The organism is Actinomadura napierensis, from assembly GCF_039529375.1.
Classification (GTDB): domain Bacteria; phylum Actinomycetota; class Actinomycetes; order Streptosporangiales; family Streptosporangiaceae; genus Spirillospora; species Spirillospora napierensis.
In genome coordinates this window covers 59,637-73,393 of the sequence record NZ_BAAAMR010000048.1, presented here as the reverse complement: position 1 = coordinate 73,393, position 13,757 = coordinate 59,637, and the positions used below count along the sequence as shown (strand labels likewise).

At 72.5% G+C, this 13,757-nt stretch carries 11 protein-coding genes; 3 read left to right on the top strand and 8 right to left on the bottom strand.

The features are described from left to right. Window positions 1–79: 79 nt before the first annotated feature. The 6 genes from ABD296_RS25450 to ABD296_RS25425 all read right to left on the bottom strand — a co-directional run bounded on the left by ABD296_RS25450 (window position 80) and on the right by ABD296_RS25425 (window position 3,683). A complete protein-coding gene (locus ABD296_RS25450) occupies window positions 80–634 on the bottom strand; it encodes a peroxiredoxin (RefSeq protein WP_344271900.1) in 555 nt (184 codons plus the stop codon). A gap of 297 nt (window positions 635–931) precedes the next feature. Continuing rightward, the gene (locus tag ABD296_RS25445) at window positions 932–1,447 is read right to left on the bottom strand and encodes an SRPBCC family protein (RefSeq protein ID WP_344271897.1); all 516 of its coding nucleotides are present in this window, start codon (window positions 1,445–1,447) and stop codon (window positions 932–934) included. A 68-nt stretch (window positions 1,448–1,515) separates the two neighbouring features. Continuing rightward, a complete protein-coding gene (locus ABD296_RS25440; RefSeq protein ID WP_344271894.1) occupies window positions 1,516–2,133 on the bottom strand; it encodes a TetR/AcrR family transcriptional regulator in 618 nt (205 codons plus the stop codon). 36 nt (window positions 2,134–2,169) lie between these two features. Beyond that, entirely contained in the window at window positions 2,170–3,129 is a 960-nt protein-coding gene (locus ABD296_RS25435) for a TolB-like translocation protein (RefSeq protein ID WP_344271891.1), read from the bottom strand. Next, window positions 3,126–3,284, bottom strand: coding sequence for a sigma factor-like helix-turn-helix DNA-binding protein (locus ABD296_RS25430; protein WP_344271915.1), 159 nt, complete (start codon window positions 3,282–3,284; stop codon window positions 3,126–3,128). The genes ABD296_RS25435 and ABD296_RS25430 overlap by 4 nt, the downstream gene beginning before the upstream one ends. A gap of 21 nt (window positions 3,285–3,305) precedes the next feature. Further along, on the bottom strand, window positions 3,306–3,683 hold the full coding sequence (locus tag ABD296_RS25425; RefSeq protein WP_344271888.1) for an RNA polymerase sigma factor: 378 nt from the start codon (window positions 3,681–3,683) through the stop codon (window positions 3,306–3,308). A gap of 121 nt (window positions 3,684–3,804) precedes the next feature. On the opposite strand from ABD296_RS25425, the gene ABD296_RS25420 reads away from it, so the two are divergent. The 3 genes from ABD296_RS25420 to ABD296_RS25410 all read left to right on the top strand — a co-directional run bounded on the left by ABD296_RS25420 (window position 3,805) and on the right by ABD296_RS25410 (window position 12,029). Further along, window positions 3,805–4,740 (top strand): LysR substrate-binding domain-containing protein, encoded by a 936-nt coding sequence (locus ABD296_RS25420; RefSeq protein ID WP_344271885.1) that lies wholly within the window; start codon window positions 3,805–3,807, stop codon window positions 4,738–4,740. A 232-nt stretch (window positions 4,741–4,972) separates the two neighbouring features. Continuing rightward, window positions 4,973–8,419 carry a bifunctional glycosyltransferase/CDP-glycerol:glycerophosphate glycerophosphotransferase gene (locus ABD296_RS25415; protein ID WP_344271881.1) on the top strand — a complete coding sequence of 1,149 codons (3,447 nt, stop codon included), beginning with the start codon at window positions 4,973–4,975 and terminating at the stop codon, window positions 8,417–8,419. 85 nt (window positions 8,420–8,504) lie between these two features. After that, window positions 8,505–12,029 (top strand): CDP-glycerol glycerophosphotransferase family protein, encoded by a 3,525-nt coding sequence (locus ABD296_RS25410; protein WP_344271878.1) that lies wholly within the window; start codon window positions 8,505–8,507, stop codon window positions 12,027–12,029. A 66-nt stretch (window positions 12,030–12,095) separates the two neighbouring features. Here ABD296_RS25410 and ABD296_RS25405 read toward each other — a convergent pair whose 3' ends face one another. Both ABD296_RS25405 and ABD296_RS25400 read right to left on the bottom strand, forming a co-directional pair. Next, complete coding sequence (locus ABD296_RS25405; protein ID WP_344271877.1) at window positions 12,096–12,797, bottom strand: class I SAM-dependent methyltransferase; 702 nt, start codon at window positions 12,795–12,797, stop codon at window positions 12,096–12,098. 102 nt (window positions 12,798–12,899) lie between these two features. After that, entirely contained in the window at window positions 12,900–13,739 is an 840-nt protein-coding gene (locus tag ABD296_RS25400) for an SRPBCC family protein (protein WP_344271875.1), read from the bottom strand. Between the last annotated feature and the right edge of the window lie 18 nt (window positions 13,740–13,757).

Below are 13,757 nucleotides of genomic sequence, written 5' to 3'. Positions count from 1 at the left end.
GGCCGGCCGTCGGGACCGGGCCGGCCGCGGCGGGCGAGCGGGCGCCGCGCGGGCCGGCCGGCGGGGTGGACCGGGTCGATCAGGCCCCGGCCAGCAGCTTGGTGGCGTCGAGGGTGTCCTCGCCCTTGTTCCAGTTGCAGGGGCACAGCTCGTCGCTCTGCAGGGCGTCGAGGACCCGCAGGACCTCCTTGACGTTGCGGCCGACGGAGCCCGCGGTGACCATGGCGAACTGGATCTCGTTGTTCGGGTCGACGATGAAGGTCGCCCGCTGCGCGACGCCGTCCTCGGTGAGGATGCCGAGGGCCTCGCACAGCTCGCGCTTGAGGTCCGACAGCATCGGGAACGGGATCTCGCGCAGGTCGGGGTGGTCCTTGCGCCAGGCGAAGTGGACGAACTCGTTGTCGACGGACGCGCCGAGGACCTGGGCGTCGCGGTCGGCGAAGTCCTCGTTGAGGCGGCCGAACTCGGCGATCTCGGTCGGACAGACGAAGGTGAAGTCCTTGGGCCAGAAGAACACGACGCGCCACTTGCCCTCGTAGGACTTGTGGTTGATCGTCTCGAAGGCGCTGTCCGGGTCCAGCGAGACGCAGGCGGTCAGCTCGTACTCGGGGAACTGGTCACCGACGGTAAGCACGCATGCTCCTTTGTCACGGAAAGGGGTCGCCTCTCGTCCGGAGAGGCGTGGGAGGGCCGCCGCGACGACGGTGGCGTCCGGCGGCCGATGTCACTCAGCGTGCCGTAGGAGCAGGAAAATGAGAAATCGATCTATCGCAATGGATTGATAGGACGTTCTTATCGGATCATCGCATATATGGTCTGACCTGTATAAAAGTGGGCGGAACGGGCCTGAGGTGGTGTCGGCCGATGATGGAGATCACATCTGGACCCTGAGTGGTGACCACTCCCTGTAGTGGCCGGGCCTGGAGATCGCCTAGGTGCTCGGCTGGTCTTCGTGCGTGGCCTCCAGGTGCGCCTTGAGCCGTCCGAGCGTGGTGGCGATGTTGCGGGTGTTGTGGGCGGGACGGTCGGCGGTGCCGGTCAGCGCTATGGCGAGCGGGATGAACCACGGCGGGACGCGCAGCCAGTTCGTCTCGGTGACGGTGCAGCCGCCGCCGTCCTCCGCGGGCGTGATGTCGTACTGCCAGCGGGAGATCGGCAGCCCGAACGGAGTGTCGACGTCGTAGGCGAACCGCTCGTTCTCGCGGACGTCGGTGACGGTGCAGTTGGTGAACCAGCGGCGGCGGCCCTTCCGGTTGTAGCCGCGGAACCGGGCGCCGACGGCGGCCCGGGTGGTGCGGCCGAGCCAGCGCGCGCGGTACGCCTCCTCCGCGAACGTGATCATGACCGTGGGGTCGCTGACGATCCGGTAGACCGCGGCGGGCGAGGCGTTCACGGTGATCCGGCCCGTGGCGATGGGCTGCTCGAACGGCATGGGGGCCCCTGTCATCCGGCGAATGTAATCAGCGATTACATCAACCCCGCGCGGCGCCGTCAATGCCCCCGGGAACGTCGGCCTCAGCCCTGCGCGGTGTCCGGCCCGATGCCCTTCCCGAACGTGTCGAGGACCTGTTCGGCCAGCTCACCGGCGTGCTCGGCGGGCAGGAACCCGTCGACGACCATCTGGGAGAGCCCGTAGACCAGCGCGTGCGCCGCCAGGATCACCAGCTGGGGGTCGCCCGCCCGCAGCGTGCCGGCGTTCTGCCCCGCCGCTATGAGGTCGGTCACCTGCCGTTCGATCGCCCGCATGCCCTCGCGGACCTCCGGCGCCGGGTCCGCGGTGTAGGCGGTGGTGCGCAGCAGCTCGAACCGGTGCGGGTGCCGGGCGGCATAGCGGACGAAGGCGTGCCCGAACGTCCACATGGCCGGACGGTCGGGGCGGGCCTGCGCGAGCGCTGCCCGCTGCCATTCGCCGAAGTCCTCCAGGATGCGCGCGGCGACGGCGGTGAGCAGCGCCTCCTTGCCAGCGAAGTGCCGGAACGGGGCGCCGGGCGACACCCCCGCGCGCCGCGCCGCCTCCCGCACCGAGACGTTGGACAGGCCCCCCTCGTCCAGCAGGTCGAGCGCCGTCGCCGTCAGCGCGGCGCGCAGCGAGCCGTGGTGGTAGCCCGGGCGGCGGGCGGGATCGTCGGACACCCGGGCTTGATACCACACGGGCACCCCGCTGCCGGGTCACCAGGCCAGGTCGTCGTAGTCGGTGGAGCGGCTCAGCCAGGTGAACGTGCCGCCGTCGACGCGTCCGGGACGGCGTCGATGAGCTGCAGGACGTGCTCGCCGGACCCGTCGGCCTTGACGAAGAAGGAGTCGCCTGGCAGCCGGACGGGCCGCCCCACCGGCTGCCAGGTCCCCGTCGACAGGGTCGCCAGGACGAAGGCGGCGTCGTCGTTCCGGCCGTTCCGAGCCGGGGCGGCCGGTGTCGAGCAGCCGCAGCACCGCCCGGTCGGAGACGGTGCCGGGAGCCTGGAGGAAGCCGAGGGTGCGGTTGTCGGGCGCCCACGTCGCGCTGGTGACGGTCCCCTCACCGGGGGCGCTCCAGGTTCGGTGGCCGCCGGTGCGGACGTCGATGACGACGGCCTCGGAGCGGCCGCCGGCGGTGCCGACGACGGCGAGCCGGGAGCCGTCGGGGCTGGCGGCGAGGTTCTCCGGCTTGCCGAACCCGGAGTCGAGCCGGACGGTCCCGCCGGGCAGCGGCTTCGGCGCCGACGGCGTCCCGTCCGCCGCGAGGGTGACTCGGTAGAAGGCATAGGAGCCGCCGCCCGCGTCGGCGGCGAGGAAGAAGGTCCGCCGGTCGCCCGTCGCGGCGACCGCCGCGTAGCGGCCTCCGAGCGCGGTCACCTTCGTTAGGCTCCCGGCGGCGGCGTCCTCGACGACCGCGCGCCCGCCGCGGATCGCGACGACGTGCCGGGGTCCGCCGGGGCCCGCGGCTGGGCCGCTGCGGGATGTGTGCGGGAGCGCGCCGCCCAGCGCTGCGCCACCGACGACGACGGCCAGCGCGCCCGCGACCGCCGCGGGCACGGCCCACGGACGGCGGCGCCGCCGCGACGGAACGGTGACGGGGGCGAGGGAGCCGTCGGGAATGCTCTCGGCGGCGGCGCCGAACGCGTCGCGGAGCCGATCTTCGGTCCTGGTCATGATTCCTCCCCGAGCAGGTCGGCCAGCGACGCGAGCGCCCGCGAGACGGTGGACTGGACCGTGCCGACGCCGATCCCCATGACGTCGGCGATCTCCTGTTCGTCCAGGTCCAGGTAGTAGCGCAGCACCAGGGCCTCGCGCCGGCGGTGCGGCAGGCACCGCAGTGCGAGGAAGACCTAGCGCCGCTCCTCGCCGAGCACGGCCGCCGCCTCGGCGGACCACACCGGCGGCTCGTGCGTGCGTCCCGCCCGGAACGCCGGCTTGCGCCGGCGCAGCACCGTGCGGCACTTGTTGACCACCGCGGCGCGCGCGTACGGCAGCATCCGCTCGTGGTCGGCGAGGCGGTCGATCCGGCGGTAGAGGTCGATGAAGGCGTCCTGCACGACGTCCTCGGCGGTGGCCCGGTCCCCGATGATCATCAGGGCGGTGCGGGCCGGCGCGAGCTGATGCGCGCGGAACAGGGCCACCAGGGCGGCGGTGCCCGCGGCGCGATCGTCCGCCTCCGAGAGGGCGCCGGCCGCGCGGCGCCTGTTCGCCACTATGTCGGTTTCCACGTCTCTTACACTCACGAGCCGCCGGTCTGTTGCCCGCCCGGCGGAAGTGATGTCCCGGGCCCTGTGCGGCCGCCGGGTATCGTGACGTCGCGGTTATCTATCGGTGTCGTAGTGATAGGAGATGGTTATCAGCAGGCCGACGGTGTCGCAGTTGCGGGCGTTCCTGGCGTTGGCGGAGCATCTGCACTTCCGGGACGCCGCCGCCGCGCTGCGGATGAGCCAGCCGGCGCTGTCGGGCTCGGTCGCCGCGCTGGAGGAGAGCCTCGACACCCGGCTCGTCGAGCGGACGACCCGCAGAGTGCTGCTGACGCCGGCGGGCGAGCGGGTCGCGCGGCGGGCCGAGAACGTGCTGGCGGAGCTGGACCGGCTGGTCGAGGAGGTCAGGGCGGTGCGGGGCCCGCTGGTGGGGCCGCTGCGCGTCGGGGTGATCCCGACCGTCGCGCCCTACCTGCTGCCGGTCGTGCTGCCGCGGCTCGCCGAGGAGTTCCCCGGCCTCGAACTGTCGGTGCACGAGGAGCGGACCGACCACATCGTCGCCGAGCTGATGGCCGGCCGCCTCGACGTGGTGCTGCTCGCGCTGCCCGCACCGGCCCAGGGCGTCACCGAACTGCCCCTCTACGACGAGGACTTCGTGCTGGTCACGCCCGCGTCGTCCCGGCTGGGGGCCGAGGACGTGCCGCGCGACGCGCTGAACGAGCTGGACGTGATCCTGCTGAACGAGGGGCACTGCCTGCGCGACCAGGCGCTGGACGTCTGCCGCGAGGTGGGCGCGCGGGCGCCGTCGGCGACGTACGCGACGAGCCTGGCGACGCTCGTCCAGCTGGTGTCGGGCGGGCTCGGCGTGACGCTGGTCCCGGAGACGGCGCTGCCGGTGGAGACGCGGCGGGCGCCGAACCTGGCGCTGCACCGGTTCACCGACCCGGCGCCGTTCCGGCGGATCGGCCTGGGATTCCGGTCGACGTCGCCGCGGGCCGAGGAGTTCGAGGCGCTGGCGGCCGGCGTCCGCGCGGCGATCGCGGAGCTCGCCACCGGCACGCCGGGGATCCGCCCGGCCTGAACGCCCCCCGGCCCGGACGCCCCCCGATCCGAACGCCCCACGGCCGGGCGCGCGCCCGGGGCGGCGGGTCAGGTCACGGTAAAGCGATGCCAGGGCGGGTCAAGTCTGCGTCAGGGGACGTCCTGGCAATGGCGATCCGTGTTCGTGTGATCACTTCACGTCACCATGCTCGGTGTGGCGGGGTTTCCGCTCTGGCTCGGCGGTGCCCTCGTCCAACCGACCTGGAGGCCGCATGTCCCCGAAGCTCAGCGTCGTCGTCCCGTTCCACAACACCGAGGAGTACCTGCGCGCGTGCCTGGAGTCGATCGCCGGGCAGTCGCTGCGCGACCTCGAAGTGATCATGGTGGACGACGGGTCGGACGACAACGGGGCGGTGATCGCCAAGGAGATGTGCGACCGCGATCCCCGGTTCCGGCTGCTGGCGCGCGACAACGAGGGGCCGGGGCGGTCCCGCAACGCCGGGGTGCGGCTGGCGAAGGGGGAGTACCTGGCGTTCGCCGACGCCGACGACGTGGTGGAGCGCGACGCCTACAGCAGGATGGTCGGCTCCCTTGAGCGCACCGGGTCGGACATGGCGAGCGGCAACGTGGAGCGTATGGACGCCGACCGGACGTGGCAGTCGGTGCTGCACAGCGGGGTGTTCACCGAGACCCGCCTGAAGACCCACGTGTCGTCCCACGGGCTGCTCATCCGCGACCGTACGCCGTGGAACAAGGTGTACCGGCGCGCGTTCTGGGACCGCACCGGCCTGGAGTTCCCCGCCGGCTTCTACGAGGACCCTCCGGTGACGGCGCGCGCGCACGCGCTGGCCGAGTCCGTGGACGTGCTGAGCGACACGGTCTACTACTGGCGCAAGCGGCCGGGGTCCATCACCGAGGACCGCTACGACTGGGACAACCTCTGCCAGCGCATGCGTTCCGCGCGCGTGGTGCGAGAGGGCCTGGCGTCCTACGCGCCGCAGCTCGTCGCGACCTACGACGAGCACGTGCTGGTCGACATCGAGCTGCGGGTCCTCCTCGACGCCCTCCCCAGGACGGAGGACGAGAACCGCGAAGAACTCGTCGCGATGGGCGCGACCCTCGCGGAGGGCGTCAACCCGCGCGTCATCAAGCGGCTCTCGTCGATGACGCGGCTGCAACTGCACCTGCTGGGCCGCAGGAAGCTGCCCGAGCTGATGGACGTGCTCCGGTTCGTCCAGCTGGGCAGGCACCACGACACCGCGCGGGTACGGCGCGGGCTGCGGCACCGCTGGTACGCCGAGTATCCGTTCTTCGAGGACGCAGAATGCGGCGTCCCCCTGCACGTGTACGACGTGACCGACGAGCTGAAGCCGGCGGCGGCGATCGACCGGGCGACCTGGGTGGGCGGGCGGCTGCGGCTCGAGGGGCACGCCTACATCCGGCACCTCGACTCCTCCAGCGAGGACGGCTCCCGCATCCGGCTGTGGCTGCTGGCGTCCAACCGGCGCGGGCTGATGCGGGTGCCGGTCCAGCGGGTGCGGCGGCCGGACGTGACGGCGCGGACCCGGCAGTCCGTGGTGTCCTACGACTGGTCGGGGTTCGTCGCGGAGATCGACCCGTCCGCGCTGAAGATGTTCGGACGCTGGCGGGACATCGACTGGATCCCGTGCGTGGAGATCGTCAACAAGGGCCTGCGGCGCCGCCGGACGTTCGCGAACCCGCGGCTGACCGCCCGGCAGTGGCCGGACGACCGGGAGTGCGCGCCGGGCGTGCTGGTGCAGGGTGTGGCGGCCAAGCGCCGGTTCGTCCTGCAGGTGCGCCGGACCGCCGCGACGGTCGTCGGGTCGCATGTGGAGGGCGACGAGCTGTGGCTGGACGGCTGGAGCCGCACGCCGCTCGACGCCGGCGCGCGGGTCACCGCGGTGCCGAAGGCGGGGCGGGCCACGGTCGCGGGCCCGATCGAGCCGGCCGAGAACGGCGCCGACGGCTGGTACGGCTTCCGCGCGAAGCTGCCGCTCGGCGGGCTCGCCCGGCATCTCGGCGACTGGGAGATCAACCTGCCCGGCGGCGTCCGCCCGTACCTGGAGGAGGACGCGGCGGGCGCGGTCTACCCGGCCCACTGCGGGGAGCTGGAGGTCGTGCGGACCCGGCGCAACCAGGTGCGCGTGGTCGCGCGGGAGAGCGCACCGGCGGTCGACCGGGTGTCGTGGTCGCCGGACGGGCTGCTGCGGCTGTCGGGCACGTGCGCGGACCCGGCGGGCCGCCCGGAGGCCCTGGTCCTGCGGCGGCGGCGGTCCTGCGAGGAGCACACCGTCCCGCTGCGCTGGGAGAGCGACCGGTTCACCGCGAAGTTCTCGCCCGAGCGGATGCCGGTGCTGGGCCTGTCGCGCCCGCTGGTGTCCGGCCGCTGGGACATGTTCGCGCCGCTCGGCGGGACGGAGCGTCCGGTCGTCGTCCGCCGGCACGCCCTGCGGCACATGCCGGAGCCGACCGAGACGGGCCTGCACCGGATCGACGTGCGCGTCTACAAGACCGACCAGCTTCAACTGCACATCCAGACCGCCCTCAACGACGACGAGCGCGGCCCCTATGCGCAGGCCCGGATCCGGTCCGGGCACTACCGGCGCCACTTGAACCTTCCTGTACGGGATCTGGCCGTATTCGACTCGTACAAGGGACGCCAGTACTCCTGCAACCCGCGCGGCATCTACGACGAGCTGCGGCGTAGGGAACTCGACGTCGACTGCGTGTGGGTCACCGAGAACGGCCAGTTCGGTAAGCCCGCCGGTGCGCGCACCGTCCTCGCCGGTTCCCGGGAGCACTACGAGGCGCTCGCACGGGCGCGGTACGTGTTCGGCAACTGGTCGCAGCAGGAATGGTTCATCAAGCGTGAGGACCAGACCTATGTGCAGTGCTGGCACGGGACGCCGCTGAAGAAGCTCGGCTACGACGTCAAGCAGATGCCCTACAAGCGCACCGAGGGCATGGACTGGATGCAGCACGACGTCCCCCAGTGGGACGTGCTGCTGTCGCAGAACGCCTTCTCCGTGCCGCTGTTCCGGCGCGCGTTCGGCTACGAGGGCGAGATCCTGGAGAGCGGCTATCCGCGCAACGACATCCTGAACAGCCCGCACCGGGGCGAGATCGCGACGGCGGTACGGCGGCGCCTCGGCATCCCGGACGGCAAGCGGATCGTGCTGTACGCACCGACGTGGCGGGACGACTTCCACTTCGCCATCGGCAAGCGCGCGTTCCGCCTCGAACTGGACATCGAGCGGTTCCGCAAGGCGCTCGGCCACGACCACGTCCTGCTGCTGCGGACCCACTACCTGGTGACCGACCGGCCGAAGTGGCGGCCCGGCGACTGCGTCCTCGACGTGTCGGTCTACCCCGACATCTCCGAGCTGTTCCTGATCAGCGACGTGCTCGTCACCGACTACTCCTCGGCCATGTTCGACTTCGCCGTCACCGGCCGGCCGATGCTGTTCTACACCTACGACCTGGAGCGCTACCGCGACCACGTGCGCGGCTTCTACTTCGACTTCGACGCCGAGGCGCCCGGCCCGCTGCTGCGCACCTCGCGGCAGGTCATCGACGCGCTCGCCGAGCCGGCCGCGATCGAGTCCGGGTACCGCACCGCGCGCGCCGCGTTCGCGGCCCGCTACTGCCCGCACGACGACGGACGGGCCGCCGCCCGCGTCCTCGACCGCGTGCTCTGACGTCCGCGCGCCGCCGTCCCGAGCGGCGCCGCGCGGTCCGCCGCACCCGCGCGCGCACCACCACCCCGCAACCCCTGGAGAACCCGTGGCACCGAAGATCAGCGTCGTCGTACCGTTCCGCACCGCCGAGGACCACCTCGAAGGATGCCTGGAGTCGCTGGCGGGGCAGACGCTGCGCGACCTTGAGGTGATCATGGTGGACGACGGGGCCGGGGACGCGGCCGCCGCCGTCGCCCGGCGGTTCGCTGACCGCGACGCCCGGTTCAGGCTCGTCCGGCACGGGGACGCGGGCGCCGGCCCGGCGCGCAACACCGGCCTCCGGCACGCCGAAGCCCGTTACCTCGCGTTCGTGGACGGTGAGGACGCCGTCCCGCCGTACGCGTACGAGCTGCTCGTCGGGTCGATGGAGTCGACCGGGTCCGACATCGCCGGCGGCAACGTCATGTGCCTCGATGACGAGGGCGTATGGCAGTCCTGGCTGCACGCGGAACCGTATGCGACGACGGTCCGGTCGACGCATATCGCCCACCACCCGGTACTGCTGCAAGACCGGACCGTCTGGAACAAGGTTTTCCGCCGCTCGTTCTGGGACGCCCACCAGTTCGAGTTCCCCGCCATGCAGTACGAGGACGTGACCGTGGCGATGGAGACCCACGCCCTCGCCTCCTCCGTCGACGTCCTCGACACCACCGTCTACTTCTGGCGGCACCACCCCGGCGCGTACGGGCGGGAGCGGCAGGAGCTCGGCGACATCATCGACCGGATGGCCGCGCTGGGGATGGTGCGCCGCGTCCTGCGCGACCGCGCGCCCGAACTGCTGCCCGCCTACGACATGTACGCGCTCGACCTGGACGTCCGCGCGCTCGTGCACGCGCTGCCCGCCGCGTCCGAGCAGGAACGCCGCCGGCTCGTCGAGCTCGGCGGCGAGATCGTCGCATCGGCGGACCCGTCGGCGGCGTCCGGCCTGGAGGCGATCAAGCGGCTGGAGCTGCACCTGCTCGGCGAGCGGATGCTGCCCGAGCTGCTGGAGGTGCTGCGGTTCGAGGAGGGCGGGCTGGACGAGGTGCCGCTCGTCCCGAAGGGCCGGCTGCGGCAGCGCTGGTACGCCCGCTACCCGTTCTTCGGCGACGAGCGCCGCGCGATCCCCGACGAGGTGTACGACGTCACCGACGAGTTCGAGCTGTGGACGCAGGTGGAGCGGGCCGGCTGGGACGGGGACGTCCTCACGCTGGAGGGGCACGCGCACTTCGCCCGCCTCGACGTGTCGTCGGTGCACGACTCCCGGATCCGGATGTGGCTCCGCGACGTCAGGACCGGCCAGGAGGTCCGGCTGGAGGTCGAGCGGACCCGCTGCCCCGACGCCACCGCCCGGTCCGGGCAGGCGCTGGTCTCCTACGAATGGTCCGGGTTCGCGGTCCGCATCGACCCGGAGGCGCTGCGCGACGGCGAGGAGTGGCGGACCGCCGCGTGGGAGCTGTTCGCCGAGGTGACGACGGCCGGGCACAAGGCCGTCCGGCGGATCGCGGCCGCCGCGCCGCGGGTGCGGTGGACGGCGGCGCGGCAGCCCGCCGAGCACGTCGCGGTGCAGCCTGCGGACGGCGACGGCGGGTTCGCCGTGCACGTGAAGAACTCCCGGGCGGTGCTCACCGGGTTCCGGCGGACGGGCGACACGCTGGAGCTGACCGGGTGGACGAACCGGGCCCTCGGCGTCGGGGCCGCGATCATGGCGGCGCGGCGGCACGGCGGCGCCGAGGTGTTCGGCGACGTCACGGTCCGCCCGGCGGCGGTGACGCCGGCGGCCGAGGGCACCGGCTTCAGCTTCACCGCCACCCTGCCGCTGGACGGCCTGCTGTCGGCACCCGCCGAGCCGACCGCCGAGTCCGCCGCCTCGGCCCGGCTGCACCTGCTGGACGCCATCGACTGGGACATCCGGCTGAACGGCGAGGGCGGCCCGCTCCGCCTCACCATGGCCGGTCATCTCGGCGAGGCCAGATACGCCCGGCGCGGCCGCGAGTTCGTCATCACCCGCACCGCGTACGGGAACCTGCGCGGGGTGGAGCGCAGCTTCCGACCTGTGGTCACGCGCGCGGACTGGGACGCCGAGGGCCGCCTCACACTGACCGGCGGCTTCGCCGACCCCGAGGACCGCCCGGAGCACCTCATGCTGCGCTGCAGCCGCTCGGGCGCGGCGCACGAGGTGCCCCTGACCTGGGAGGCCGACCGGTTCACCGCCGCGTTCACGCCCGCCCGCCTGCCGGTGTTCGGCACGGACCTGCCCCTCGCCGAGGGCACCTGGGACCTGGTCGCGCCCACCCGGTCCGGGAACGTCGCCGTCGTAGTGGAGCGCGCCGCGATCCCCGCGCTGCCCGAATGGCGGCGCGTCGGCACGCACGAGTTCGAGGTGGGCGTGCACCAGACCGACGCGGTGCAGCTCCACAGCCGTCCCGCCCTGTCGGAGGACGAGCGCGGACGGCACGCGCAGCGGCTCCTCCAGCAGAACGACTACCCGGTCTATCTGCGCAGCGGCCTGTCGGACGTCGTCGTGTTCGACAGCTACAACGCGTCCCAGTACAGCTGCAACCCGCGCGCTCTCTACGAGGAGCTCGCCAAGCGCAGGCCCGACCTCGAATGCGTGTGGGTCTCCCAGGACGGCCAGTTCGCCCTGGAGGGCGAGGCCCGCACCGTCCTGGCCGGAACACGCGAGCATTACCGGACGCTCGCGCGCGCACGGTACATCGTCACGAACTATGGGGCGCCGCACTGGTTCGTCAAGCGGGAGGGGCAGACCTACCTGCAGACCTGGCACGGCACCCCGCTCAAGCGACTCGGGTACGACCTGAAGGACATGCCCTACCGGCGCACTGAGAAGCTCGACTGGATCCAGCGGGAGGTGCCCCGCTGGAGCTGCCTGCTGTCGCCGAGCCCGTTCGCCACGGAGGTGATGCGGCACGCGTTCCACTACAGCGGCGAGATCCTGGAGACGGGATATCCCCGCAACGACGTCATGAGCACCCCCGAATGGCAGCGCCTGGGCACCGACATCCGTAAGCGCCTCGGCATCCCCGAAGGCAAGAAGGTGGTGCTCTATGCACCGACCTGGCGGGACGACGAGCACCACACCACCGACCGCCGCGGCTTCCACCTCGAACTGGACCTGGAGACCATGCGGCGCGTCCTGGGGGACGACCACGTCCTGCTCCTGCGCGCCCACTACCTCATCACCGACCGCGCCCACGTCGCGTCCGACGACTTCGTCATCGACGTCACCCGCTACCCCGACGTCTCCGACCTCTACATGGCGGCCGACGTCCTGGTGACGGACTACTCGTCCGCCATGTTCGACTACGCCGTCCTGGGCCGTCCGATGGTCTTCTACACCTACGACCTGGAGCGCTACCGCGACCACGTCCGCGGCTTCTACCTCGACCTGGAGGCGGAGGCGCCGGGGCCGCTCGTCGCGACGTCCGAGGAGGTCGCCGAGGCCGTCCGCGCGGCGCCCGAGATCGAAGACGACTACAGCGGCAAGTACGACGACTTCTTCGTCAAGTACTGCCCGCACGACGACGGCGAGGCGTCGGCCCGCGTCATCGACCACGTCTTCTCTCGTTGACCTGCGGCGAGTCGTCGTTATGGCGGCGTCCATAACGACGACTCGCCGCAAGTGAACGTTGTTCGGTCAGCCGGGGCGGCGGACGCGGGCGAAGAGCCAGGTGCCGGGCAGCGTCCACAGCGGCAGCCGCCGCTCCAGGGCCATCGAGAGCCGCAGCGCCTCGTTCGCCAGCGGGTGCAGGGGCGCGAGGTCCTCGCGGCGGGTCGTCCGGTGCCGGAACCTGCGGACGAACGGACGCAGCAGCACGCCCCGGCTCCACAGCCGCTCCAGCAGCAGCCCGGCGCCTTCGAGCAGCTCGGCGAGGGTGTCGCGGGTGTAGCGGCGGACGCGTCCGAGCGCGACGTCGTGCGCCGACCACAGCCCCATGTCGCACGGGACGGACAGCAGCGCCGTCCCGCCGGGGCGGAGCACCCGGACGATCTCGGCGGCGGCGCGCTCGTGGTCCTCGATGTGCGCCAGCACGTCCATCGCCAGCGCCAGGTCGTACTCGTCCCCCGGAAGCGGGAGGTAGCGGGCGTCGCCCTCGTAGGCCTCGACGCCGTGCGCGCGGGCCAGCCCGACCGCACCGGGGTTCAGGTCGATCGCGGTCGCCCGCCAGCCGTGCCCGGCCAGCATCCGCGCGTCCGTGCCGGCCCCCGCGCCGATGTCGACGGCCGTGCCGGGGGTGCTGAACCGCAGCAGTTCACCGGACAGGATCGCGCGCCGCTCCCGGTACCACCAGTTCTCGTTCTCGATCCGCGCGATCCGCTGCAGCTCGATCGTGTCCACAGCACAAGGTCACGCCATCGGGGCGGTGCGTTCCACTGTCGTCGCCGATCGCATGCCGATCGTTGACCCGGCCTTGAACCGGGCCCGGGCGTGCGAGGGGCCTCAGCGCCTGCCGCGCCGCACCAGCCAGCGGATCACGAGCAGCAGCACCACGAGCCCGCCGGCCGCCGGGACGGCCCGCTTGGCCAGCGACGGCCCCGCGACCTCCAGCAGGTCGATCGCGTCGTCCTCGCGCGCCAGCCGCAGCGGCGGACGCTCGGACGGCGACTTGGGGGGCTGCGGCGGGGCGGCCGGCACCGGCCGCGGCACCTCCGCCTTCGCCGGCTCCGGCGCGGCATGCCTGCCCCGCGCGGCCTCCGCGACGCCGGTCTCGGCTTCCAGTTCCGGCTTCGCCGCCTCCGCCGGGTCCGGCATGGCCTCCTGCACGGGCTCGGCGGGCGCGGGCGCGGCCTTGACGGGCGCAGGGGCCTCGGCAGGCGCGGGGGCCTCGGCCGCCGGTGCCTCCAGCTCCGCCGACAGCGCCTTCGCGAACCGCGCGATGATCTTCGAGCCGACCTCGGACAGGATGTTGCGGCCGAACTGCGCGGGCCGTCCCGTCACGTTCAGCTTGGTGTGCACGGTCACCCGCGTGGTGCCGTCGTCCTGGGCGTGCAGCCTCGCCTGGACGGTCGCCGACGCCGTGCCCGAGCCGCGCGCCTCCTTGCCGGAGGCCTCCAGCGTCACGGTGCGGGACGACTCGTCGGCCGAGACGATGCGCGCGGTGCCCCGGTAGGTGATGGTCATCGCGCCGACCTTCACCTTCATCCGGCCCGCGTACTCCTCGCCCTCGGCCGAGTCGAGGATCGCGCCCGGCATGCACGACGCGACGCGCTCCACGTCGAGCAGCACCGACCAGGCCCGATCCACCGGCACGGGGACGGTGAATTCGTGGTCGAGCTCCATGATCATGGTCCTTATCGT

Bases quoted from the DNA above. Each gene is read 5' to 3' on its own strand.
- ABD296_RS25445 (WP_344271897.1), bottom strand. From the start codon at position 1,447: ATGACAGGGGCCCCCATGCCGTTCGAGCAGCCCATCGCCACGGGCCGG.
- ABD296_RS25435 (WP_344271891.1), bottom strand. From the start codon at position 3,129: ATGACCAGGACCGAAGATCGGCTCCGCGACGCGTTCGGCGCCGCCGCC.
- ABD296_RS25420 (WP_344271885.1), top strand. From the start codon at position 3,805: ATGGTTATCAGCAGGCCGACGGTGTCGCAGTTGCGGGCGTTCCTGGCG.
- ABD296_RS25415 (WP_344271881.1), top strand. From the start codon at position 4,973: ATGTCCCCGAAGCTCAGCGTCGTCGTCCCGTTCCACAACACCGAGGAG.
- ABD296_RS25400 (WP_344271875.1), bottom strand. From the start codon at position 13,739: ATGGAGCTCGACCACGAATTCACCGTCCCCGTGCCGGTGGATCGGGCC.